General features: G+C 59.2%; 22 protein-coding genes and 1 pseudogene. 10 read left to right on the top strand and 13 right to left on the bottom strand.

Annotation, left to right across the window (positions count from 1 at the left end):
- The 5 genes and pseudogenes from GHO42_RS20735 to GHO42_RS20715 form a co-directional block, all read left to right on the top strand.
- Positions 1-379 (top strand): annotated as a pseudogene (locus GHO42_RS20735) (acetyl-CoA C-acyltransferase); the annotation flags it as partial.
- Positions 380-388: 9 nt separating this feature from the next.
- The gene (locus tag GHO42_RS20730; protein ID WP_153326191.1) at positions 389-2,146 is read left to right on the top strand and encodes an acyl-CoA dehydrogenase; all 1,758 of its coding nucleotides are present in this window, start codon (positions 389-391) and stop codon (positions 2,144-2,146) included.
- A gap of 443 nt (positions 2,147-2,589) precedes the next feature.
- On the top strand, positions 2,590-3,921 hold the full coding sequence (locus GHO42_RS20725; protein WP_153326193.1) for an MFS transporter: 1,332 nt from the start codon (positions 2,590-2,592) through the stop codon (positions 3,919-3,921).
- A gap of 119 nt (positions 3,922-4,040) precedes the next feature.
- Positions 4,041-5,267, top strand: coding sequence for an OprD family porin (locus tag GHO42_RS20720; protein WP_153326195.1), 1,227 nt, complete (start codon positions 4,041-4,043; stop codon positions 5,265-5,267).
- A 234-nt stretch (positions 5,268-5,501) separates the two neighbouring features.
- Positions 5,502-6,215 (top strand): GntR family transcriptional regulator, encoded by a 714-nt coding sequence (locus tag GHO42_RS20715; RefSeq protein ID WP_095000370.1) that lies wholly within the window; start codon positions 5,502-5,504, stop codon positions 6,213-6,215.
- 3 nt (positions 6,216-6,218) lie between these two features.
- Here the strand turns inward: GHO42_RS20715 and GHO42_RS20710 are convergent, their stop codons facing one another.
- The 3 genes from GHO42_RS20710 to GHO42_RS20700 all read right to left on the bottom strand — a co-directional run bounded on the left by GHO42_RS20710 (position 6,219) and on the right by GHO42_RS20700 (position 9,105).
- Positions 6,219-7,169, bottom strand: a complete 951-nt coding sequence (locus GHO42_RS20710; RefSeq protein WP_153326197.1) for a PDR/VanB family oxidoreductase — start codon at positions 7,167-7,169, stop codon at positions 6,219-6,221.
- A 64-nt stretch (positions 7,170-7,233) separates the two neighbouring features.
- Positions 7,234-8,292, bottom strand: coding sequence for an aromatic ring-hydroxylating dioxygenase subunit alpha (locus GHO42_RS20705; RefSeq protein WP_150629359.1), 1,059 nt, complete (start codon positions 8,290-8,292; stop codon positions 7,234-7,236).
- A gap of 375 nt (positions 8,293-8,667) precedes the next feature.
- The gene (locus tag GHO42_RS20700) at positions 8,668-9,105 is read right to left on the bottom strand and encodes a hypothetical protein (protein WP_153326199.1); all 438 of its coding nucleotides are present in this window, start codon (positions 9,103-9,105) and stop codon (positions 8,668-8,670) included.
- 265 nt (positions 9,106-9,370) lie between these two features.
- On the opposite strand from GHO42_RS20700, the gene GHO42_RS20695 reads away from it, so the two are divergent.
- From GHO42_RS20695 to GHO42_RS20680, 4 genes are read left to right on the top strand one after another with little or no spacing between them, the layout of a single operon-like run.
- Positions 9,371-10,267, top strand: coding sequence for a TauD/TfdA family dioxygenase (locus GHO42_RS20695; RefSeq protein ID WP_095024729.1), 897 nt, complete (start codon positions 9,371-9,373; stop codon positions 10,265-10,267).
- A gap of 25 nt (positions 10,268-10,292) precedes the next feature.
- Positions 10,293-11,312, top strand: a complete 1,020-nt coding sequence (locus GHO42_RS20690; protein WP_095024728.1) for an ABC transporter substrate-binding protein — start codon at positions 10,293-10,295, stop codon at positions 11,310-11,312.
- Positions 11,313-11,317: 5 nt separating this feature from the next.
- The gene (locus tag GHO42_RS20685) at positions 11,318-12,178 is read left to right on the top strand and encodes an ABC transporter ATP-binding protein (RefSeq protein WP_153326201.1); all 861 of its coding nucleotides are present in this window, start codon (positions 11,318-11,320) and stop codon (positions 12,176-12,178) included.
- Positions 12,179-12,196: 18 nt separating this feature from the next.
- Positions 12,197-13,063, top strand: a complete 867-nt coding sequence (locus tag GHO42_RS20680; protein WP_095000363.1) for an ABC transporter permease — start codon at positions 12,197-12,199, stop codon at positions 13,061-13,063.
- Positions 13,064-13,154: 91 nt separating this feature from the next.
- On the opposite strand, the gene GHO42_RS20675 is transcribed toward GHO42_RS20680, so the two are convergent.
- From GHO42_RS20675 to GHO42_RS20635, 9 genes are all read right to left on the bottom strand, one after another.
- A complete protein-coding gene (locus GHO42_RS20675) occupies positions 13,155-13,775 on the bottom strand; it encodes a TetR/AcrR family transcriptional regulator (protein ID WP_095020006.1) in 621 nt (206 codons plus the stop codon).
- Between the two features lie 55 nt (positions 13,776-13,830).
- A complete protein-coding gene (locus tag GHO42_RS20670) occupies positions 13,831-14,928 on the bottom strand; it encodes an endonuclease/exonuclease/phosphatase family protein (RefSeq protein ID WP_153326203.1) in 1,098 nt (365 codons plus the stop codon).
- A 64-nt stretch (positions 14,929-14,992) separates the two neighbouring features.
- A complete protein-coding gene (locus GHO42_RS20665; RefSeq protein ID WP_095020004.1) occupies positions 14,993-16,252 on the bottom strand; it encodes a NupC/NupG family nucleoside CNT transporter in 1,260 nt (419 codons plus the stop codon).
- 41 nt (positions 16,253-16,293) lie between these two features.
- On the bottom strand, positions 16,294-16,710 hold the full coding sequence (locus GHO42_RS20660; RefSeq protein ID WP_153326205.1) for a cytidine deaminase: 417 nt from the start codon (positions 16,708-16,710) through the stop codon (positions 16,294-16,296).
- A complete protein-coding gene (locus GHO42_RS20655) occupies positions 16,707-18,440 on the bottom strand; it encodes a bifunctional UDP-sugar hydrolase/5'-nucleotidase (RefSeq protein ID WP_153326207.1) in 1,734 nt (577 codons plus the stop codon). Before GHO42_RS20655 ends, GHO42_RS20660 begins: the two co-directional genes overlap by 4 nt.
- 19 nt (positions 18,441-18,459) lie before the next feature.
- Positions 18,460-19,107 (bottom strand): MotA/TolQ/ExbB proton channel family protein, encoded by a 648-nt coding sequence (locus GHO42_RS20650; protein ID WP_095000357.1) that lies wholly within the window; start codon positions 19,105-19,107, stop codon positions 18,460-18,462.
- A 65-nt stretch (positions 19,108-19,172) separates the two neighbouring features.
- Positions 19,173-21,413: a TonB-dependent receptor gene (locus tag GHO42_RS20645; protein WP_153326209.1), complete on the bottom strand. Its 2,241-nt coding sequence runs from the start codon at positions 21,411-21,413 to the stop codon at positions 19,173-19,175.
- Positions 21,414-21,457: 44 nt separating this feature from the next.
- Complete coding sequence (locus GHO42_RS20640; protein ID WP_095000355.1) at positions 21,458-22,216, bottom strand: energy transducer TonB; 759 nt, start codon at positions 22,214-22,216, stop codon at positions 21,458-21,460.
- 3 nt (positions 22,217-22,219) lie between these two features.
- Positions 22,220-22,627 carry a biopolymer transporter ExbD gene (locus GHO42_RS20635; RefSeq protein ID WP_153326211.1) on the bottom strand — a complete coding sequence of 136 codons (408 nt, stop codon included), beginning with the start codon at positions 22,625-22,627 and terminating at the stop codon, positions 22,220-22,222.
- 480 nt (positions 22,628-23,107) lie between these two features.
- On the opposite strand from GHO42_RS20635, the gene GHO42_RS20630 reads away from it, so the two are divergent.
- Positions 23,108-24,094 (top strand): hypothetical protein, encoded by a 987-nt coding sequence (locus GHO42_RS20630; protein WP_095018007.1) that lies wholly within the window; start codon positions 23,108-23,110, stop codon positions 24,092-24,094.
- 19 nt (positions 24,095-24,113) lie between these two features.
- Here GHO42_RS20630 and GHO42_RS20625 read toward each other — a convergent pair whose 3' ends face one another.
- The gene (locus GHO42_RS20625) at positions 24,114-24,551 is read right to left on the bottom strand and encodes a YqaA family protein (protein WP_095031618.1); all 438 of its coding nucleotides are present in this window, start codon (positions 24,549-24,551) and stop codon (positions 24,114-24,116) included.
- Positions 24,552-24,612: the final 61 nt, after the last annotated feature.

The following is a 24,612-nucleotide window of genomic DNA, read 5'->3' as shown; positions in this document are numbered from 1 at the left end:
GGCAAATTTGCTGGCGACGGCGGTGGTCGGTGTTGCGCCACAACGGATGGGTATCGGCCCGGTACCTGCGATCCAGTTGCTGCTCAAGCGCAGCGGTTTGGCGCTGGACGCGATTGATCTGTTTGAAATCAATGAGGCGCAGGGCGCACAGATTCTGGCAGTGGCACAGGCACTGGAACTGGACCGGCAAAAACTCAACTGCCGTGGCGGCTCCATTGCTCTGGGGCATCCCCTGGCTGCCACCGGCCTGCGCCTGGTGCTGACCCTGGCGCGGCAGCTGCGCGAGCAGAATCTGCGTTATGGCATTGCCGCTGCGTGTGTCGGGGGTGGGCAGGGCATGGCGGTACTGATCGAGAATCCGCATTTTTCCAAGATTTGAGGTTTTCCCATGTGGCAATACCAGGCACCGCTGCGCGACATGCAATTTGTCATTGAACACTGGCTCGAGGCCCCGCAGGCCTGGGCACAAACAGAGCGATTCCAGGATCTCGATCTGGCGCTGGCCCGCCAGGTGCTTGAAGAAGCCGGGCGGTTCAGCTCCCAGGTGCTTGCGCCGATCAACAGCAGTGGCGACCGCCAGGGGTGCAGCTTCGAAGCTGGCCGGGTGACAACGCCAGCTGGCTTTGTCGAGGCGTATGTTGCCTACACCGAAGGCGGGTGGTCAGCCCTGGCCTGCGATGAGGCCTACGGCGGTCAGGGCTTGCCACAGCTACTCGACGCGGCGCTGCAGGAGATGCTCTATGCCAGCAACCATGGCTGGGCCATGTACACCGGCATCGCCCACGGTGCCTATCTGTGCCTCAAGGCCCATGCCCCGCAGTGGATCAAGGCGCGTTATTTGCCGCAGATTGTCAGCGGTGAAGTCTTGCCCACCATGTGCCTGACCGAACCGCAGGCAGGCAGCGACGTCGGCCTGCTGCGCTGTCGTGCCGAACCGCAAGACGACGGCAGTTATCGGGTAAGCGGCAGCAAGCTGTTTATCTCTGGTGGCGATCATGACCTGAGCGCAAATATCCTGCATCTGGTGCTGGCACGATTGCCCGGTGCGCCTGCTGGCAGTCGGGGCATTTCGCTGTTTCTGGTGCCCAAGCTGCTGGACCACCATCAGGTCAACAGCGTGCGTTGCGACGGTATCGAACACAAGATGGGGATCAAGGGCAGCGCGACCTGTTCGCTGGTGTTCGAGCAGGCACAAGGCTGGCTGATTGGTGAGGCCAACCGAGGCTTGGCGGCGATGTTCGTGATGATGAACTCGGCGCGGCTGCATGTGGGGCTGCAGGGGTTGGGGCACGCCGAAGCGGCGTGGCAGAACGCTCGCGACTATGCCCTGGAACGCAAGCAGATGCGTGCGCCGGTTCGGCCTGCCGGGATCAGTGCTGACGCCGCCGACCCGATCCATTTTCACCCGGCCATGCGTCGTACCTTGCTGGAGTTGTGCGCCTGTACCGAGGGCATGCGGGCCGTGGGCTATTGGGTGGCGCATCTGCTCGATGAGGCAGAGCACCAAGGGAGCCAGGCTGACCGTCAGCACGCCCTGCAGCTGGCAGAAATGCTGACGCCAGTGATCAAGGCGTTTTTCACGGATCAGGGGTTTCGCCAGGCCAGCAACGCTTTGCAGGTGTTCGGCGGCTACGGCTATGTCAGCGAATTCGCTATCGAGCAAACCCTGCGCGACAGCCGTATTGCGATGATTTATGAGGGCAGCAACGAGATCCAGGCCAATGACTTGCTGTTGCGCAAAGTGCTGGGCGATGACGGTCGGGCGTTTGCCGCGTTGCTGGCGGTGATGCGCCAGGAGTCCGCGCTGGCCCTGGACGCCTCGGAGTGTGCCGGTTTTGCCGCTGAGCTGGAGCGACTGTGCGACAAGCTTGAAGCGGTGGTGGCTGCAGTTCGTGAGCGCGCTGGCGAGGACGTCGAGTATCCCTATCGGGTTGCCGGGGACTTTCTGCGGTTGTGCGGGGTGGCTCTGCTGGGGTTTGCCTGGGTACGAGGGGCGCGTGTGTCCCGTTTGCTGCCCGACAGCGACCCGGTACGGGCCAGTAAACTACAGACTGCGCAGTTCTTTTTTGCCTATGTATTGCCAGAAGCCGACTACCGCATTGCCTCCATCCGTGGCGCAATGGCGAGGCTGGCGTTTGTCGAGTGATACCCGGAAAGCATTGTTTCAGTGGATCCAATAAGCGGTTTTTAAAGTGAGTAATAATGGGTTTCTGGCCAGAGAAGATCTCTGGCCACGAGATTGGTCGATAATCGCACCCTAAAGTTTATCTGGTCCTGATGTGCTAACACGTTGAATTTAAGAGATAAAAACAGTTTTTATGTGTTGGGTTCTGTATCTGATGGACCGAATTATTGAAATTCTGACAAACCCTCATATTGCCTGTGGATCCATTAACGGGTTGACTAGCGCCCTGGCGTTGGCTGGATTCCTTCCTGACCGTCGCCCATAAAAATTACAAAAAAGGGTCTCGTCATGAAAGGCTTATCCAGAGCACAGAACTGTCACAGTTCTGTCCGCTTTATGTCTGCGCGTACTGCCGTGTTTTGCGCTTGCCTTGCCCGGGTTGCTTGCGACAGGCAGGTGCAATGATGGATATCAATCTGAAAGCTCGCGTTGATAACGGTCCGATGGTGCGATTTCAATGGCTCGCCATCGGGATCTGCATTGTTTTGAACATGATCGATGGCTTTGATGTGCTGGTGATGGCGTTCACGGCGGCTTCGGTGTCGGCCGAGTGGGGCCTGAGTGGAGCGCAAATCGGCATGTTGCTCAGTGCCGGGTTGTTTGGCATGGCGGCGGGTTCACTGTTTCTCGCCCCCTGGGCGGATCGCATTGGTCGACGCCCATTGATCCTGTTGTGCCTGGTGGTCAGCGGCACGGGCATGCTGCTTTCGGCATTGAGCCAGACACCGGTGCAGTTGGCGTTTCTGCGCGGGCTTACGGGGCTGGGGATTGGCGGGATTCTGGCCAGCAGCAACGTGATTGCCAGCGAGTATGCCAGCAAGCGCTGGCGTGGCCTGGCAGTGAGTCTGCAATCCACCGGCTATGCCCTGGGCGCAACGCTGGGGGGGTTGCTGGCAGTCTGGTTGTTGACCCATTGGGGCTGGCGTTCGGTGTTTGTTTTCGGCGGGGCTGTGACCTTTGCGGTGATCCCGCTGGTGCTGTTGTGGCTGCCCGAGTCGCTGGACTTTTTGCTTGCGCGCCGCCCGGCCACGGCCTTGCAGCGTATCAATAGCCTGGCCCGGCGCCTGGGGCAGCCAGTCTTGAGCCAGATGCCTGCTGCAGTGGTGAATCCGGCGGGTCACAGTACCGGTCTGAGCAAACTTCTGGCGCCTGCCTTGCGCCGCACTACGCTGCTGATCTGGCTGTTGTTCTTCCTGGTAATGTTCGGCTTTTACTTTGTGATGAGCTGGACGCCAAAACTGCTGGTCTCGGCCGGGCTTTCGGCGCAACAGGGCATTACCGGTGGCGTGGTGTTGAGCGTTGGGGGGATCTTTGGCGCGGCGCTGATCGGCGGCTTGTCATCGCGCTGGCCGCTGACCCGGGTATTGTCGCTGTTCATGCTGATTACCGCGGGCTTGCTGGTGCTGTTTGTCGGCTCGGGGTCTTCGGTCATGGCCGCGTTGGGGCTTGGGTTGCTGATCGGGCTGTTTTCCAACGGCTGCGTTGCCGGGCTCTATGCATTGTCGCCAGTAGTGTATGACGCATCCGTACGAGCGACGGGCGTGGGCTGGGGGATCGGCATTGGTCGTATCGGCGCTATCCTGTCGCCCATTGTGGCCGGTTTTCTGCTGGATGCCGGCTGGCAGCCCCTGCACCTGTATGGCGTGTTTGCAATCGTATTCGTGATCGCGGCCGGTTGCTTGCTGCTGCTCAAGCCGTCTACTTCGCAGGCCCAACCGGCGCTGGCGCAGGCCTGATTCAACCTTCTGATCAAAGCCCGGCCTGGCCGGGCGCATTCCCATGTCTATCTATCTGTCTGGGCGGGCTGTGTCCGCTGCGGGGAGCGACTGCGCCCAAAATTCGGAGAACAATAATAATGAAGATGCTTACAGGTTTGCTGTCGTTGTCTGTTTGTGCCTCGGCAATGGCCGAGGGTGAAGGTTTTTTTGACGGTGCGAAAGCAGATTTGATGTTGCGCAACTACTACTTCAATCGAGATTTTCGTGACCACAGCGCAGGCAAAAGCAAGGTGGATGAATGGGCGCAGGGCTTTATCCTGAAATTCAGCTCCGGTTACACCCCGGGGCCTGTGGGTTTTGGCCTGGAAGGGATTGCCATGCTTGGGATCAAGCTCGACAGCAGTCGCGTGGCCAGCGGTTCAGAACTGCTGCCGGTGAACAGCGATGGTCGCGCGGTCGATAACTTTGGCCGGGCAGGGCTGGCGGCCAAGGCGCGTTTTTCGCAAACGGAAATGAAGGTTGGCGAACTGCTGCCGGATGTTCCGGTGTTGCGTTACGACGATGGGCGACTGCTGCCGCAGACCTTCCGTGGCGCCATGCTGGTGTCCAGGGAGATTGAAGGCCTGGGGCTGCAGGCAGGGCAATACCGGGCCGTGAGTTTGCGCAATTCTTCGGACATGCAGGATCTCGCGACGTGGGCTGCGCCGGGTGTGACCTCGGACCGATTCAACTACGCGGGGGCTGAGTACCGTTTCAATGAACAGCGTACCCAGGTGGGGGCGTGGCATTCGCAGTTGGCGGATATTTATCAGCAGAGCTATTTCAATCTGCTGCACAAACAGCCGGTGGGTGACTGGGTGCTGGGCGCCAATCTGGGTTACTTCATTGATAAGGACGATGGCAGCGCGCGTATCGGTCGGGTCAGCAGTCGCACAGCGTACGGGTTGTTCTCGGCGGCTACGGGCGGACACACGTTGTACCTGGGGTTGCAGAGGGTCAGCGGGGATAGCGGCTGGATGTCGGTGTACGGCAGTAGCGGGCGCACGCTGGGCAACGACATGTTCAACGGCAACTTCAGCAATGCCGACGAGCGCTCCTGGCAAGCGCGTTACGACTACAACTTTGCCGCGTTCGGGGTGCCCGGGTTGCTGGCGATGGTTCGCTATGGTCATGGCGACAACGCCACCACCAAACAGGGGGCTAACGGCAAGGAGTGGGAGCGCGATACCGAGGTTGGCTATACAGTCCAGAGCGGCACGCTGAAGAACCTCAGCTTGCGCGTCAACAACGCCACCAACCGTCGCAGCTTCAACAGCGACTTCGACCAGACCCGTGTGATCGTGAGTTATCCGTTGTCGATGTAGGGGGCTGCGATGCAGGCAGCTCGGAATGTCTGCCGAATTGCGTCGATGCCCTCGCGAGCAAGCCCGCTCCCACAATGAGGTGTGCCAAACAGTAGGTTTTGAGAACGGCGCACTGCCTGTGGGAGCGGGCTTGCCTGCGATGGCGTGCTCGCCAGGGCCGATTTGTGCGCCGCTCAATCTCTATAGCTGCTCATGCGTTACTATGGCCGCTCATGTTTTCTGGATGCTGCCTGGATGAGCAAACCCGGTCAATTGGTGCTGATTGCACTGCGCAAGATGATTGCCTCAGGCGAGCTTGCCGCTGGCGAACGCCTCATGGAAATTCCCACTGCCGAGTTGTTCGGCGTCTCCCGCATGCCGGTACGCATGGCCTTTCGCACGCTTGAGCAGGAAGGCTTGCTGGTGCGTTTCGGCGGGCGCGGTTTTCAGGTGCGTTCGGTCAGTGCCAATGATATCGCCGGTGCGGTGGAGGTACGCGGGGTGCTTGAAGGCCTGGCGGCACGTTTGACGGCTGAGCGCGGGCTGTCGGGAGATGCGCGGGCCGCCCTGGAGTTGTGCCTGCTGCAGGGGGATGAGCTGTTCGATAAAGGCTTCGTCACCGAGGACGATCTTGAGATCTATCACGACCTCAATATGCGTTTTCATCAGGTTATCGTTGAGGGCAGTCACAACCCGGCCATAGCCGATGCCCTGGCACGCAATGATCATTTGCCGTTTGCATCAGTGACGGCGCTGGCGGTTGATCGCAAAGACATGGTCCGTGAATACCGTCGCTTCAACTATGCCCATATGCAGCATCATTCGGTGTTCGATGCGCTGGTCAGTCGTCAGGGCGCTCGCGCCGAAGCCATCATGCGCGAGCACGCCAACGCGACGTTGCGTTATGCCGAAATCTTCGGTTCGGCCACCGCCAATGAGCGGATGAAAGTGATCCACCGCTCCGATTGAAGCTTAGATATCCAGCACCAGCAGGGGCGATTTCGAGCGCGAACAGCACGGAGTGAACTGATCGTTGCAGGCTTGCTCATCTTCGGTAAGGAACATGTCGCGATGATCCGGAACGCCTTCCAGCACGCGGGTCAGGCACGTGCCGCACACCCCTTGCTCGCACGACATGGGTATATCAATGCCATGACTTTCCAGGACCTGGACCACGGTTTTGTCCGCAGGTATATCGAAGACCTGGCCGGTGCTACCCACCTTGACCGAAAAGCTGCCATCGTTGCTGCTGTCAACCGGGGCGGCGGCGAAGTACTCCCGGTGCAGGGCGTGCTCCTGCCAATCCTGGGCGCGCGCACTGTCGAGAACATGTTGCATGAAACCACCGGGGCCGCACACGTACAAATGGGTGCCGGGCTGCGGGTTGGCAAGTACCTGGGCTGCATTCATGGCGGTCTCAGGCTGCTCGTCGAAGTGCATGAACACCCGGTCAGCAAAAGACGAGTTGCGCAGACGTTCGACAAAGGCCGCTCGCTCGCCGGACCGTGCGCAGTAATGCAGTTCGAAATCTGCGCCGTTGTGGGCCAGACGCTCCGCCATGCACAAAATCGGGGTGATCCCTATGCCCCCTGCAAACAGCAAACTGCGCCGGGCTTCGTGGACCAGCGGAAACAGGTTGCGCGGTTCACTGATGCGCAGGCAATCGCCACTATTGATCTGTTCATGCAGGCTTTGCGAGCCGCCCCGTGAGGCTGGATCCTTGAGCACGCCGATCAGGTAGCGATGCTGTTCGTCAGGATGGTTACACAGGGAGTATTGGCGAATCAGTCCGCCGGGCAGGTGCACATCAATGTGCGAGCCTGCACTGAAAGCGGGCAGGGCGCTGCCATCGGTGCTGGCCAATTCATAGCTGCAAACGCCCTGCGCTTCGTTGTTGCGAGATACCACCACCACATCAATCATGCTGCTTCCTCAAAGCGTTGCCATTGAGGGGGCTGGCCAAAGTGCGCTCGCCCCCGTGCGGAAATTACTGCGCAGTGGCGATCAATTGTGATTCGGGCGTGCGTTCGCTGGCGATGATGCGGTCCAGGACGCGGCGTGACTGCACGCCACCCGAGTCGATATTGAGCTTGAGCAGTGCGCGTTGCGGGTGGTCCAGCAGGTTTTGTTGCTGTTGTTCGAGCATCTCCAGGTCTTCGCTGAAGATTTTGCCCTGGCCCTCGCGGATGGTCGCGGTAAGCGCATGATCCTGCGGGTTGAAGTTGCGTGCCATCCCCCAGAAGTACCAGATCGAGGTGTCTGTTTCCGGGGTGATGAAGTCGACCACGATGCTCGATGCCTTGAACTCGGGAGCTGCGTGATAGCCGCCTTTGCCCGCGTGAGCGACCCCGACTTCGATCAGGACGTGGCTGGGTGGCGAGAAGCGGCATATCTGCCAGCGGTCTACCGGCACATCGTCGGCTAGATTATTGCCGCGCAATGCCATGCGCCAGAACGGCGGAGCCATGATGTTTTCCATGTGCCGCGCCGTGACGACTTCGTTGCCTTCAACCGTGGTGTTCGGTGCGACTTCGTCGATTTCCTTCTGGCCAATGCTGGAGGCGTGTACGTAGGTTTCGTGGGTCAGGTCCATCAGGTTGTCGATCATCAAACGATAGTCGCAGCCGATATGAAACAAGCCGCCGCCATAGGCCCATTCATCGCTCACCGCCCACTCCAGGTGGTGGATCAATGCAGGATCGGCTTGATCCTGATCACCGGGCCATACCCAGATAAAGCCGTAGCGTTCGACCGCGGCATAGGTTTTGTTGCACGGGAAACCGCGTACCCGTTGCCCGGGCATCTCGACGGTTTTGCCGTCGCAGCCCATGACCAGGCCGTGATAGCCGCACACCAGGTTGCCGTTTTCGACATAGCCCAATGACAGAGGGGCGCCGCGGTGCGGACAAAAGTTCTCGACAGCGGCGACCTTGTTTTCATGGCCGCGATAAAAAACCATTTTCTCGCCGCAAATCTGCCGGCCTAAAGGCTTGTCGGTGATTTCATCGGGGGTGCATGCGACGTACCAGGTGTTTTTTGGGTACATGACCAATCTCCAGATCAGGTGTTATTGCTCTTATGGATCCATTAGGCGGTATAGGGATCTTTCAAGTCAATTTTGCTCTGGAGTAATATCGGGTTTTAATAGGGTTTGTGGCGATTACCGAACACAAAATGTAAAGGTGGTCGCTGATAGTGGATCCATTAAAGGTTTTTGATGGCGTGCATGATGCCTGCGGCGCTATATGGGCGACCGCCAGAATTCAGAAGGGGTGTTGGGCTTGTCATCAGGTTTGTCTTCATCGGGCTTTACCCCGTTGAAGATCATGGACAGGCCCAGGTCCAACAGATGCAGGAAAGGTAAAAGGGTATATTTTTCACTGCTGGTTCGTACCCCTTCGGCAGCAGCTACGGGGGATTGTCAGGCCGATGTGCTGACCATCGACCCCGAACTGCCACTGCCCTGGGCCGTCAATGCTTGCAGCAAGGCTGCCGTCGCCGCCTGCAGCGCTGCTGCTGTCGCAGTCACCTGGGCCTGGGCTCCGGCCACGGCGGCGGCTTTACTGGCTTCGTTCTGGTCGCTGGCCTGGATGCTTTGCAGGGCCTGCATCTGCTGCTGAAGCTGCTTTTGCAACTGCGCGATCTGTTTTTTCAGCTGCTTGACCGTGTCCGAGCTGTCGTCATCAGTGTCAGCCGGCGGTGCCGCATTGGCGTCGCGCGCTGCCCGTGGCTTGACCTGCTCGGTGGCCGTCGCGCCGGCATCACTCACGGCTGTGCTGTCCGTGGCCTTGCTGGCCGTGGCGGCGGGCGTGCTCTGAATATTCAGGCTCGATGCCAGGGGATTGATGCTGCCAACCATGTCGATGCGTCCTTTAGACTCGTTGTCCTACAGGACATCGGCAGGTTGCGCTGGCTCTTTAATAGCGCGGCGGAAAAAAGCCGGGCAAGCGCTCATATGCTTATGCAATAAAAGTATTTAAATTTAATTTCTTATATCTATAAAGTCATACCCCTGCGTACAGGTCGACCAATCGACGCGCCGCACGAAATGAACCAGCACGGGGCCACCGTGAGTTTCTGATCGATCTGCGCGCCATTGGGCGTGCCCTGCGTGGGAGTGATTTATGTCTGTACCGTCTGCCTCTGCGATTGCCGCGAGCATCGCGCCTCAAGCCTTTGAAATCCGTCCTTTCAGCGGCGCCGTGGGTGCCGAAATCATGGGCCTGGATCTGGCTTTGCCGGTCAATGACCAGGACTTTGCGCGTATCCATCGTGCTCATCTGCAGCATCACGTGGTGGTGTTTCGTGATCAGCGCATTACCCCGCAGCAACAGATCGACTTCAGCCGTCGCTTCGGCATCTTGCAGATCCATGTGCTCAAGCAATTTCTGCTGACCGGTCACCCGGAAATCCTTATCGTCTCCAACATCATCGAAAACGGCCAGTCCATTGGTCTGGGCGATGCAGGCAAGTTCTGGCATTCGGACCTGTCCTATAAAGAGCTGCCAAGCCTGGGCTCGATGCTGCATGCCCAGGAGCTGCCTGCCGAGGGCGGCGACACTCTGTTCGCCGATATGCACAAGGCCTGGGATGGCCTGCCTCAGGCCTTGCGCAAGGCGGTTGAAGGGCGTTCGGCTGCACATTCCTATACGGCGCGCTACAGCGAAAGCAAATTCGAGGGTAACTGGCGTCCGACCCTCACCCCGGAGCAACTGGCACAGGTGAACGAGGTGGTGCATCCAGTGGTGCGTACCCATCCGGAAAACGGCCGCAAGGCGCTGTTTGTCAGTGAGGGCTTTACCACTCGCATTGTCGGCCTGCCCGAGGACGAGAGCCGGCAGTTACTGGCCGAGCTTTACGCCCATAGCGTGCAGGAGCAGAACATCTATCGCCATCAGTGGCAGCCCCATGACCTGGTGTTCTGGGACAACCGCTCGCTGATCCATCTCGCCGCCGGATGCCCAAGCCATCTGCGCCGCAAGCTGTATCGCACCACCATCCAGGGCAACGCGCCTTTCTGATTGACTCATTTCAAGGAGCATCGCCATGCCCGCATCCATCAAAACCGTGGCCGCAAGTCTGGGCCTGAGCCTTAGTCTGCTTGCCGGCAGCCTTGTGGCACCGAACGTCGCCCATGCCGAAGGCGAAATCCGTATCGCCGAGCAGTTCGGCATTGTTTACCTGTTGCTCAACGTGGTGCGCGATCAAAACCTGATCGAGAAGCACGGTAAGGAGGAGGGCATCGATATCAAGGTCGACTGGACTCAGTTGTCAGGTGGCGCGGCAGTCAATGATGCCTTGTTGTCCGGCTCCATCGATATTGCCGGGGCCGGCGTCGGCCCGCTGTTGACCATCTGGGACCGCACTCATGGCAGGCAGAACGTCAAGGCCGTGGCCTCGCTGGGCAACTTCCCGTACTACCTGCTGAGCAATAACCCGCAGGTCAAAACCATCGCCGACTTCACCGAAAAAGACCGTATCGCGGTACCGGCCGTGGGCGTTTCAGTGCAGTCGCGCTTCCTGCAATACGCCGCTGCCAAACAGTGGGGCGACAAGGACTTCAACCGGCTGGACAAGTACACCATCGCCGTCCCGCATCCGGATGCCACCGCTGCGCTGATCGCCGGTGGTACGGAGCTGAGCGGGCATTTTTCCAACCCGCCGTTCCAGGATCAGGCGCTGAAAAATCCAAATGTGCATGTGGTGCTCAACACCTACGACTTGCTCGGCCCCAATTCCCCAACGGTGCTGTTTGCCACCGAGAAGTTCCGTAGCGACAACCCGAAAACCTACAAGGCCTTTATCGAGGCCCTGGCTGAAGCCGCCGAGTTTGCCCAGAACGACAAGGGCGCGGCCGCTGACACTTATATCCGCGTGACCAAGGCCAATATCGACCGCGCCGAGTTGCTTAAAATCATCGACAACCCGCAGTACGAGTTCAGCGTAACGCCGAAAAATACCTATCCGCTGGCCGAGTTCTTGTACCGCGTGGGTGCGATCAAAAATAAACCTGACTCCTGGAAGGATTACTTCTTCCAGGACGCAAAACCGTTGCAGGGGAGCTGACAATAATGAATGCCTCGGTGCAAGGCCACACGGCCAGCCACTTGAATGCAACAGGGCCAGCCCTGTTGTCGGTCGACCAGGTCAGTCTTGAATACCGCACGCCGCAGCGTGTGGTGCGGGCGACTCATCAGGTCAGCTTTGAAATCGATCCGGCCGACCGTTTCATCCTGCTTGGACCTTCGGGATGCGGCAAGTCGACCTTGCTCAAGGCTGTGGCCGGTTTTCATGCCCCCTGTGAAGGGCAGATCCGCCTGCAGGGCCAACCCGTCACCGCCCCGGGGCCAGACCGCATGGTGGTGTTCCAGGAGTTCGACCAGCTGCCACCCTGGAAAACGCTCAAGCAAAACGTGATGTTCCCGTTGCTGGCGTCGAAAACCTTGCCTCGGCGCGAGGCCGAGGAGCGGGCTCTGCATTATCTGGACAAGGTCGGTCTGGCGGCATTTGCCGATGCTTACCCGCACACCTTGTCCGGTGGCATGAAGGCCCGGGTGGCGATTGCCCGTGCCCTGGCCATGCAGCCGAAAATCCTGTTGATGGACGAACCCTTTGCAGCTCTCGACGCCCTGACCCGACGCAAGATGCAGGAAGAATTGCTGCTGCTCTGGGAGGAGGTGCGCTTTACCTTGCTGTTTGTCACCCACTCCATCGAAGAGGCGCTGGTGGTCGGCAACCGTATCCTGCTGCTGTCGCCGCATCCGGGGCGGGTGCGGGCCGAGATCAACAGCCATCAGTACAACCTGCACAGCCTTGGCGGTGCGCAATTTCAGCACACGGCGCAGCGCATCCATCGGCTGCTGTTTGATGAAGCGCACGCCGGTACCGACGAACAACCGCTGAATTTCGCCGATATCTGTATCGCTTATTGAGCTGTGGAGGATTGTCCGATGAATCAATCATCATCTGTACGCCAGGAATATGAAGTGGTCCTGGAGCCGCTGCTAAGTGTGCCGCTGGAGCGCCAATTGCCGTTGAGCCAGCGTCTGTGGCAGCAGGGCTGGTTACGTAAAAGTCTGATCCTGATTGTGCTGGCTGTGCTTTGGCAACTGGTGGCGCGCTATCAGGACAACGACCTGCTGCTGCCGACGTTTTTGCAAACAGCCAGTGCGCTGTATGACGGCCTGATCAGCGGCGAGTTGCTGAGCAAGGTGGGTATTTCCCTGGTGGTACTGCTCAAGGGCTATCTGATCGGCATCGTGCTGGCGTTTGCCCTGACCACGCTGGCGGTTTCGACTCAGTTGGGCCGTGATCTGCTGAGTACCCTGACTTCGATGTTCAACCCGCTGCCGGCGATTGCCCTGTTGCCGCTGGCGCTGCTGTGGTTCGGCCTGGGGCAGAACAGCCTGATTTTCGTGCTGGTGCATTCGGTGCTCTGGGCCCTGGCCCTGAACACCTATGCCGGGTTTCTCGGGGTGTCGGAGACCCTGCGCATGGCCGGGCGCAATTACGGGCTGAAGGGAATTCGCTTTGTGCTGTTTATTCTTATTCCGGCGGCGCTGCCTTCGATCCTTGCCGGTCTGAAAATCGGCTGGGCCTTTGCCTGGCGCACGCTGATCGCCGCCGAGCTGGTGTTTGGTGCCACCAGCGGCAAGGGCGGCCTGGGCTGGTATATCTTCCAGAACCGCAACGAGCTGTACACCGACAAGGTGTTCGCCGGGCTGGCGGTGGTGATTCTGATCGGCCTGCTGGTGGAGAACCTGGTGTTCGATACCCTGGAGCGCGTCACGGTCAAGCGCTGGGGCATGCAACGCTGACCAGCAAAACCGAGTGGGAGCGAGCCTGCTCGCGAACGACCTTCGCGAGCAGGCTCGCTCCCACAGGAGGGCCTGATCGTCAACCGAGTTTCTACAGGCTCAGCCCCACCCCGCGCAATATTACCGAGGTGATGGTCTGTACCGCCTGATGGTATTGCTGGTCGGACAGCGGCTGATGGCCGTTGAGTGCGCAGACCTGATAGTCGAAGTCGGCATAGTGCTGGGTCGAGGCCCAGATCATGTACAACAACGCTGAAGGCTCCACCGGGTTGATGCGTTTTTCGTCCACCCACTGGCGTATTTTCTGCTCCATGAGTTTGGCACCCTTGGCCATATGCTCATCGAGCATGTCCTGGAACATCGGTGCACCACGCATGATTTCGTTGGCCCACAGTTTGGAGCCGTGGGGACGGGTGCGTGAATGGTTCATCTTTTCCATGATGTAGCTGGTGAGCACCACCCGCGGGTCGTCGAACTTTTCGAAACAGGCACCTTCCAGCCCCCAGGTGTCCAGCAGGTTGACCAGAACTTCGCGGTACAGCTCGTCCTTGGTGGAAAAGTAGTAGTGCAGGTTGGAGCGCGGCAGTGCGGCTTGCAGGGCGATATCGGCCATCTTGGTCCCGGCATAGCCTTGTTCGGCGAAGACTTTCTCTGCGGCCAAAAGGATTTTTTCGACGTTTTTGCGGCGGATCTTTACTTTCGGGTTGCTCATCGAGTACCTGATTTATCACGACAGGAGAGGGCTGCGGCTGACGACACAGCATAGGTCAATTGCCAGGGGGCGCTGTGCGGAAAATCTCGGCGTACAACGGCCAGTGATCCGATACGCCCTGGGCATGACGGGCGCCATCGAAGCGTGCCGGGGTGCCCCAGCGGTTGACCTGATAAGGGCTGCTGTACACCAGGCGAATGCTCTGCGGATCAACCTGCCAGCCATTGAAACCGCTGGCAGCGGTCATCTGTGGCGGGAACAGAAGCATGTCGAAGAACGACCACTCGCGTTTGCTGTGGTAGTAGTAACTGCCTTTGCAGCCCGCGCAGCCGATGAACTGGGACACCGCCCAGGTGCTGGCCAGGTCTTTGGCGATATAGCCGTGCTGCTGTTCTTCGCCGGCATTGATATTGAAGTCGCCGCCGACAATGGGCAGCACATCGTCCGGCAGTTCGCGCTTGAGCCGGGCCAGGTAGGCGACGGCCTGCTGGCGCAGGTAGCCCGGCGCACCGCCTGAGGGCAGGTGCAGGGAGAAAATCGCCGCTTTCTGGCCATCAGGCAACAACAGGCGAACTTCGAGAATGCCCCGGGTTTTGCTCACCCGTGCCGGGTCATCATTCCCCAGCGCCTGGTAGGGCACTGGATGCAGGCGGGCGGTGTCCCATTGAGGCAAACGGCTGAGTACTGCGGTGTCGATACCGCGCTCGTCCCAGCCCTCGATCAGTACGCGGGTCTGGTAGCCGGACGTGTTCAGGCGGGCATTGAGTTGCTCGACAACCTTGATGTTCTCAACTTCGTTGAGCATCAGGATATCCGGCCCGCGGCCTTGATTGATCTGTTTGATCATGGCGCTGAGGCGCTTGAGTTTTTCATCGAGCAAAGTCGGGGTCCAGTCGTTTTCTTCACACTCCTTGCGCCACGCCGGGACCTGGATTTTTGCGCAGCTGGCCAGGTACTCCGGGTGCGCGCGCTTGACGCTCAAGGGCAGGTAGGCGAAGTCGTCCTTGCCGTTGTCGTGCTCGGTGTCGAACAGGTTTTCGACGTTCCAGGTCATTAGCGAGACCCGGCCAGCTTCAGGCTCGACATGATTGGCGCAGGCGGTCAGCAGCAGGGTGCAGACGACGATCAGTAAATGGGTACGCAGCAGTTTCATTGGCAGTCTATCCAGGCATAAAGGTCTGTGAGGGGGGATGCAGGCTTGTTTATGGGGGCGGGCTTCACAGGGAAATAAACACCCCCGCCAACGCAGCACTCATCAGATTGGACAGGGTTCCGGCAATTACTGCGCGCAGGCCCAGGCGGGCGATATCCTGACGCCGCGAGGGCGCCATGACGCCCAGGCTGCCGAGCAGGATGCCGATCGACGACAGGTTGGCAAAACCGCACAGGGCAAAGGTGACGATCACCTGGGTGGGCCCCGACAGTACCTGGATGCCTTTGGCAGCGGCTTGGACCGGGTCAAGATAGGCCGCGAAATCGACATAGGCGACGAACTCGTTGAGCACCAGTTTTTCGCCGATAAAACTGCCTGCCGTCATGGCCTCGCTCCACGGTACGCCGAGGACAAAAGCCAGTGGCGCAAACACATGGCCAAGAATCAGTTGCAGGCTCAGGTGGGCAAAACCGAACCAGTTGCCCACCCAGCCCAGGATGCCGTTGAGCATGGCTATCAGGGCAATAAAGGCCAGCAGCATCGCGCCCACATTAAGGGCCAGTTGCAGGCCGTTACTGACCCCCAGTGCGGCGGCGTCGATGACATTCGCCGGTTTATCGTCGGGGTATACCTCGATGTCACTGAAGTTGTCGCGCGGTTCAGCGGTTTGCGGCTCCATCAGCTTGGCCATCAGCAAACCGCCGGGGGCAGCCATAAAACTGGCAGCAATCAGGTATTTAAGCTCCACGCCCAGGCTGGCATAGCCGATCAGCACCGAACCTGCGACCGAAGCCATGCCGCCGACCATCACCGCGAACAGTTCAGAGCGGGTCATACCGTCCAGAAACGGGCGCACCACAATGGGCGCTTCGGACTGGCTGACAAAAATATTCGCCGTGGCCGACATCGACTCGGTACGGCTGGTGCCCAGCACCCGCTGCAAGCCGCCGCCAATCACGCGGATCACCACACTCATGATGCCCAGGTAGTAAAGGATGGCGATAAAGCTGCTGAAAAACACAATCAGCGGCAGCACCTTGATCGCAAAAACAAAGCCCTGGCTGCCAAACACTTCGCTCATTTTGCTACCTGCCAGAGGGCCGAAGACAAAGCTGATGCCTTCATTGCCATAGTCTTGCAGCAGGGCAACCGAATCGCTGATCGCAGCCAGCGTTGCCTGGCCCCATGGCACATAGAGGGCGAAGGCACCCAGGCCTGCCTGCAATACAAATGCCCCGACTACGGTCTGCAACTTGATTGCCCGGCGGTTGCTGGACAGCAGCACCGCCAGGAGAATCAATACCACCACTCCAACGAAACTCATTGACCAGATTCCCGTATGTCACGCATCAAGATCGCACCGGTTCAGAAACCGAAGGCACCGGGCAGCAATTGCTCGACCGTCCACTCGCGGGCCGCCGCCGCTTCGTGGCCGACGCAATACACCACGCAGTGAGGGCTCATCAGATCGTGCATGACCTGACGGCAGGCGCCGCACGGGGAGATCAGCGCCACGTTCGGGGCATACACCAGCATCGCCTTGAAGCTGGCAGGTGCATGGCCCTGGGCAATGGCGCTGAACAGGGCGCCGCGTTCGGCACAGTTGGTCAGGCCGTATGAGGCGTTCTCGACGTTGCAGCCGCGAATGATCCGGTCATCGGCGGTGAGCAGCGCCGCACCCACCGGGAAGTTCGAGTGCGGGCACCAGGCTGCCCGGGCTGCGGCGATCGCTTCAGGTAACAGGCGCTCGTACTGCGCCTGAGCTTCGGGGCTGCGGTTCATGGGGCGTTGCTCGCGGTGACGTCAGCCAGGGTCTGGGCAACTTTTTCAATCCGTTGTTGTGGCGTGCTTGCTCCCGCTGGCTGCCCGGCGCGGTCCTGGGCTTGCAGATAATCGACCAGTGCCTGGAGATCGTTGAGGCCGGTATCCACCCGCTGGCTGGCTTGGTTGAGTACGCTGAAGTTGTCACCGCCCCCGGCCATAAACGAGTTGACCGTGATCCGGTAGGTCTGCTCGGGTAGCACCGGTTTGCCATCGATTTTCAGGCTGTCGGCGATGATCCGCTGGCCCTGGGGCCTGCTGGCATCCCAGCGATAGCTGAGGGTGGCCGATGGCTGCAGGGGATAAAAACCGAAGCCGTTGTTCTGCCATTGCTGCTCCAGCAATTGCTTGAGCTGGGCACCGCTGAGGGTAAGGATGTTCAGGGTGTTGTTGAACGGTTGCACGGAGGCTACCTGGCCATAGCTCAGGTGCTGCTGGCCGGGTTCGAGCATCAGGTCGGTGCGGATGCCGCCCAGGTTGGTCAGTGCCACCTGTGCACCCAGCGCGCGGGTGGCGTGCAGTTGTGCATCGGCGATCAGGTCGCCCATGGCCGATTCTCCAGCGTCGTTGAGGGTGCGGTTGATTTCGCGGGTGGCGATACGGGCCACGGGTTTGTTCAGGTGTTCGTTGCTGCGCGCTTCAATATCGGCCTGCAGCGCGGCAATTTCTGGCAGCGGCGTGTAGCGCGCGGGGTCAACCACGATGTTTTGTGCCTTAGCATCGAGCAGTTGGTGGTTGACCGGGTCCACGGTGAGGGTGATATGGGTCAGCAGGCGGCCGAACGAGCTGCCCTGGGTGATCAGCTTGTCGCCCAGGCGGCACAGGTAGCCCTGGTGGGTGTGAGCGGTGACCACCACTTTGATTTGCGGGTCCAGACGCCTGGCCACATCGACGATATCGCCCTTGAGCTGGCTGCAATCCTGCTGGTCGAAGCGTTCGGTGGTTTCACCGCCCTGGTGGATCACCGCGACCACGGCATCCACCCCTTGTTTGCGCAGTTCGGGCAGTTGCGCGTTGATCGCCTCGGCCTCGTCAATGGTGTACAGACCGTCCATGCTCTGCTGGCTTACATAGGCCGGGAGGTCGCGCAACACCGCGCCGACAAAGGCGATTTTGGCGCCGTTGGCCTGCTCGATACGGTAAGCAGGCAGCAGTGGTTTGCCGGTTTGCGCGTCGATCAGGTTGGCCGCCATATAGGGGAAGCGCGTGCCGCTGTAGTTGTTGTCAAACTGGCAGGCCTTGTCCGGTCGCGGCGACACGCAGCCGCCATTGATCTGGCGTTGCAACTCCAGTTTGCCCAGATCCAGTTCATGGTTGCCAACCACACTGAACTTGAGCCCCAGTTCGCCGAGGGCTTCGAGCGTCGGCTCATCGGCCCACATCGAAGACATCGGCGGGCTGCCGCCGATCATGTCGCCCGCACCAATCAACAGCAGTTGCGGGTCCTGTTTGCGCAGTTCGCCAACCACGCCGCTCAGGGCGTTGATACCCCCCGCCTTGAGCGACACTTTGCCAGCCGGTGCCGTGGTATCGGTGTAGGTGAACGGGGTGGCGGCCATATTGCCGTGAAAATCGTTGATCGCGGCAATATTGATAGCGACCGGCTTGATCGGTTGCTGGCAGGCGGCCAGCACCAATGCTGCCGGGATGACCATACTGGCACTGCGCAGACGCGAGAGAAGATTCGACATGCAAGCTCCTTGGTGCCGGTCAGGCGGTACGTGGCTGGCCAGCAGTGGCGGCGGCAGGTGCTGACGAGGTGACGTATTGCGTGCCCAGGCCTGCGCGCAGCAAAAGCATCTTGAGGTGGTCGTTGATCAGTTCAAGGCGATCTTGCAGATGGCTATTGAAGACCATGCCCACCAGCGCGATGGAGATCCCCAGTGCGGTGGCATACAGCGCCGTACCGATGCCACGGGACACTTCGCCCGGGTCGGAAACACCGGCCTCGGCCAGTGCCTTGAAGGTGTCGATGATGCCCATGATGGTGCCGAGCAGGCCCAGCAGCGGCGCACCGGCGACCACGGCTTCGAGGATCCACAGGCTGTGGGACAGCTTGCCGCGCATGGAGATGTAAATGGCCTGGCCTAGGTCTTCAAGCTCCTGGTGCGAATGCAGTTGGCGACGGCCGTCGTAGATCTGCGAGAGCAGTTGCAGGGGCAGGCTGTCGCGCGCGGTCAGCCCGGCAGGCAGGTCGGCGATGCTGCGGACTTTGCCATTGACCGCAGGCACCAGCTGACGCGCCTTGCGCAGCGAGTAGCTGAAGAAGATGCAGCGTTCGACGACCACAAAAGCGGCCAGGGCTGCGGCGCCGTACATGACGTAGAAGGTGATGTCGTGGAGCAGATTCATGTTCATTCGGGGTGTCCTCTAAATACGTTCATGACCCGGGCCTGTCGTGCTGGCAGGCCCGGGTGCGGGGGTCAGAAGCTGGCTTCGAAAGAGACCATGGCAGTGCGTTCTTCACCGACGTTGTAGTAAGGCGTGGCGGCGCTGACGCCGTTGACCGGTGCAGCGTTGAACACCACGGTGCGCGCCGATGACAGGTACTCCTTGTCAAACACGTTGAGCATCGAAACGCGAATGGCCGCCGACTTGAGGATCTTCTTGTCCACCGGCAGGCGCACCCCGGCGTTGATATCGAAGGTGGTACGCCCGGAGATTTCCTGGTCGTTGGTCAGGTCGCCGTAGTAGCTGCCCACATACTTGGCGGCCACGTTGCCGTAGTAGCGCTTGTTGTCGTAACCCAGGCTGGCGTTGAGCATGTTTTTCGGCACGTTGGCCAGTTGCTTGCCGGAGGTGGGCAGTTCCTTGTTGCGTGTGGTCACGTCATCCTGCTGCTCGGCGCTGGTATAGGTGTAAGAGGTGTAGTAGTTGAAGTTGTAGGGCAGCAGGCCGCTCCACTCCAGTTCCAGACCCTTGTTGACCACGCTGCCGACGTTGAGCATTTCGTAGTCACCGTCCGCATTGGTGGTCGACAGCTGACGATCCTTGTACGAGATATGGAACAGGGTGGCGCTCAGCAGCATGTCGTCCTGGGTGAAACGCCAACCCAGTTCCTGGTTCCAGCTCAGTTCCGGGGCCAGGCTGATGGAGTCGCCGGCGTTGTAAAGCACGTAGTTGGGCGGCGTACGCATATTGCGGGTGACGTTGTAGAACGCCTGGTGCTGCTCGTTGATCTGGTAGCGCGCACTGAAGTTGGGCAAAAACTCGTGGTACCTGGCATCACGCTTCTCGGGGGCGCTGTACAGGCTGCCGAGGTTGTTGCCATCGCGTTCGACGTACTGGTAGGCAATGCCGCCGGTGAGGGTCAGGTCAGGGGTGACCGTCCACACGTCCTGGGCCCAGATTTTCTGTGCCGGGGTGACGGTGTACTGGTGACGGCCCTGTACCGTGGCGCCATTTTTGTCGGTGAGCTGGTTGCCACTGTTGTAGTCGCCCCAGATATCATCCGGCGTACCGTTTTCGGTGATGCTGATAAAAGGCTGGGTCTGGCGCTGGCGGGCACGTTCATACCAGTAACCGACATCGATGCTGTGGGCTTCGTTGAAGTCCCATTTCAGTTTGGTGGTCACGCCAGGGCGCCAGCTCTCGGTCCATGATGGGCGGTAGTAGGTGTCGTAGGCCAGTCCGCTGAGGTCAAAGTTGCCGGCCTTGTCGCTGGTCGAAGACAGCCCGGTCGCCGATTGGCCGCTGAAGCTGCCGCCATTGGACCAGAAGTAGTAGGGTGCGATGGTCAGCGCCAGGTCGTCACGCAACTGAAAGCGCTGGGTCAGGGTGGCTGATGCGTTTTCAAACGGGTTGCGGTTGATCTTGTAGTACTGGGTCAACTTGCCGCTGCTGTTGTAGATCGGGATTTCGGCATAATCGAGGCCACGGCCCGACTTCTGAAACTGTGCCTTGCTCAGGGTGTTGTAGTTGTAGTTTTCCTGGGTGCTGTATTTGAAGATGGTATTGGTCGAGTTGCCATTGCCATCTTCGAACAAGGTGTTCCACTCAACCCTGTCGGCGCGTACGGTGCCCTTGCCGCGCCACTTTTCGCCTTCGGTATGGGACGCCGAGACAAAGGTTTTAAAACCATTCAAATCGCCGGTGTTAATCCGCGCGAATGATTTGTTCAAACTGTTGGAACCGACCGACTGTTTGACATAGACGCCGAAGTCCTTGGTCGGGCGCATGGTCACCAGGCCAATGTTGCCGCCACTGGAGCCGATATGCGGGCCGTCGATTTCCGAAGAACCTTGGGTAACGAAGACCTCACCGAGGTTTTCCGGGTCGCCGAGCAGGTTGGCATACACCGCATAGTCCCCGGAATCGTTGATCGGGATACCGTCCGAGGAGACGCCGACCTGGTCGGAGTTCATCCCGCGCATGGTGAAACTGGTGCCGCTTACCCCTGATGCGTCGGTGCTGGAAACGTTGATGCCGGGGGTGTACTTGAGCTTGTCGATGGCGTTGGCAGTCGGTGCCATTTCGTCCATCGCTTCCTTGGTTACGGTCGAACGGCCTTTGGCGCTGTCTTCTTCGACCATAAGCCCATTACCCAGACTCTGTCCGGTGACATTAACCTTGCCTATATCAACGGTATCTTCTGCGAGCGTTGATAACGTCCAGCCGCCAACCCCAACGGCCAGTAGCGTTGCGAATAAAGTATTGAGTTTCAAAACAGTTTCCCCTAAGCGTAAGTGTCAGAGCTGACGTGCTTTAGTTATGGCTCTGTGTTGTATACAAGCGTGGCGCTGAAACGGTATTTATCCTTGCCCGAGAAACTTTCCTCGGGGAAGGGCACAACTTTATCGAGGCGTTGCAAGCTGGTTTGTGCGGCGCGATTGAGCAGCATGTTGGTCGCCTTCTTTTCAATGCCCGAGTCGAGCACCTTGCCGCTACGGTCAACCAGCAACCACACCACCACATTGCCTTGCGGGCGTTGCAGTGAAGCCTCGCGGCCTCGCGGGTATTGCTTGTATTTCTCCAGCTCCGCCAGCAGCCGGGCGATATAGCGGCTCTCCAGGTCTGCCGGGTTGGCGCGCGGGGCCTGGGCAATCGGTCTGGCTGGCGCTACAGGGGGGGCCGTAGCGGGTGCAGGCGTGGGCGCTTGCAGCACAGGCTGAGGCTGAGGCCTGGATGGTGTCGGTACGGCCTTGACCACCTGCGGCTTGGGCTTGGGTGGCGGCGGCCTGGGAGCTGGCGGTTTGGGTTTGGGTGGTGGGGGAGGCGCGATTTCCACGGCTTCGACCACTTCCTCCTCCGGTGGTGGCAACTCGGCGACTTGCTCGGGCTCCGGTTCAGGCTCGGGAGGGGGAGGCAGCAGTTCATCCAGATCTATCAGGGCCACTTCGACGCTGCTGTCGTCGTATTTGGGCGTGATTTTCAGGTCCGTGTCCATGCTGCTATGGACGGCCACCGCCAGCAGGCAGATGGCCGGCAAACAGGCGATGGCTTTGCGTGATTTGAAAAAAACCGACATGGCCTACAGCTTCCGCGTCGCAATGGAGACAGACGAGAAGCCGCTGCCCTTGAGCACATCCATCACGCTGACCAGACGCGCCACCTCAACACCTGCATCGCTGTTGAGGATGATCACCATCTTTTCTTCAGGGTTTTCCATGGCCTTGAGTTGAGCCACCAGATCGCTCTGGTTCAGATCCTTGCCATCCAGTTGCAGGCGCTCGTCCAGGCCCAGGGTGATGACCGCCTTGTTTTGCGGCTTGAGCTGCTGCGCATGAGCGGCACCTGGCAACTGGGTCTTGATGCCGAGTGCGGGTATCACGTTGAGACTGATCAATACAAAAAACACCAGCAGGAACATCATCACGTCGATCATCGGGATGATTTCGATATGCAGACGCTTTTTCTTGGGTTCTTCCCAGCTTCGCATTGCGTGTACTCCAATCCACAGAGGGGATCAAAAAGCTGAACATCCGTTCAGGTTTTCACTTGCGGTTTGCCAGGACGCAGAAGAAATGCCCAGAACCTGTCTCAAGTGACAGGTTGCAAAGGTAGAGGGGGGCTGTTTCATTTTGATTTCAGATTTTGTGTATTTTTTTGTTTTTTTTAATATCGAAACTAAACTGATTTTTGTGGTTAAAAGTGCCGTCTTTTCAGGATTTTGCAGGCATTTGCTTGAAATAGTATTTCGTTGCAGGGTGGCCAGGATAAATTTTTATAAACTTGACAGGCCTGTCAGCTTATAGATTTGGCATCAGGAATCATTCGCCATAACGCTGTTTTTCCACGGTTTTGGCTGTGCAGATGTCAAAGTGCTACTAATCTATTGTTGTTATGCAAAGGCATTGGCATGATGATATTAATCTGAAGTGCCGGCTGTTGAGATCAAGGGTTTAGCGGAGCGAACGCCATGCAGTTATTCAAAAAGCTGTTGAATATTTTGGGGCAGGCTGAGCGCAGCCGTGCTCACGTGGATAACCCTTTTCTGGTACCGCTTGAATTTGAAAGCCTCAAGCGTGAGCTGAATATCGTCGAGCAAGCCCGGCGCCATGGCGAGCAGGGCTATCCCCCCGTGGAAGCCACCCGGCTGACGGCCATTGAAGAACAGATCCGCACGACCCTTGAGTCAGAACGGCACAAGGTGCTGGCCTGGGCCGAGGCGCGCATCGCCCTGGTGCAAACCCGCCTGACAGCACTGGATATTGTTGGCACGGTAAAACGTTGCGGCGAATTTGATCAGGCGTTCGAGCGGGCGGCACAGGACCTGCTGAACAATTACGCCGTACGCCTGCAACGTCTGGAATACCGCGCACGGGAGCGCGAGGCTGAATTGTGCGCCTTGCGTGCGCAAAATCACGCCGGGTATGGCAAACAGCAGAAGCGTCGCAACGAAGCACTGGGTGTGTACCAGGACGAAATTGCAGATGTACGCAACGAACTGATGGCACTCAAGCATGAGTTCCTTGAACAGTTGGAGTCCGATGTGCTGGCCTGCAATGAGCAACTGGTGAGGTATCAGTCAGTTCTGGACGAAAAACGCAATCTGAAACCGCGCCTGGCCAGTGGCCTGAACAAGGCCGAAATGGTCATGGCGGGGCTTGTGCAATGCTATCGCGCCGAAAACCAGCTGCACCGTAATGGTCGGCGGGTGCCGGCTTACTTCAGTGACAGTATTGTGTTGCAGTCGCTGGCACTGCCCGACAGCAATACGGCCGAGGATGAAGTGAACCTGGCTTTGCAACAGCAGGCACTGACGCAGCTGATTGAGCAGCTTGAGCCGATTCGCGGGCGGATCCAGTCCTCGTTCTTTCAAAAGTACAATCAGCTGATGCCCCTGTCCTGGCTGCCTGAATACCCTCCGGCCATGGAAAACCGCATCGCCGCAGAGCCGGTTTGACACCCCGCAGGCTGGTTGTCTAGGACCAGCCCAGGGTTGCCGCGGTCAGTAGCAGGTACCGGGTACCTTTGGCCAGGGTGACGATCAGCACGAAACTCCACAGCGGTTCGCGCATGACCCCGGCGATCATGGTCAGCGGATCGCCGATAATCGGCATCCAACTCAGCAGCAGTGACCAGCGCCCGTAACGCAGATAGAACTGCTGGGCCCTGTCGAGCTTTTGCTCGCTGACCGGAAACCAGCGCTTGTGCCGAAAGCGTTCCACCGAGCGGCCCAACAGCCAATTCAGTACCGAGCCCAGCACATTGCCCAGGGTGGCGACAGCCAGCAGGGTCAGGGCTGCATATTTGCCTGACAGCAGCATGCCGACCAACACGGCTTCCGACTGCATGGGCAGCAGCGATGCTGCGCCAAAGGCGGCGAGGAACAGACCCAGATAGCTGGTTAATTCAAACACGTAAACTTCCAGTGTAGATGGACACCGCCGCATACCTTGTGGGAGCGGGCTTGCTCGCGAT

Source organism: Pseudomonas sp. FSL R10-0056, from assembly GCF_009600105.1.
GTDB lineage: Bacteria > Pseudomonadota > Gammaproteobacteria > Pseudomonadales > Pseudomonadaceae > Aquipseudomonas > Aquipseudomonas bubulae.
This window is presented reverse-complemented; position numbering and strand designations above follow the sequence as displayed.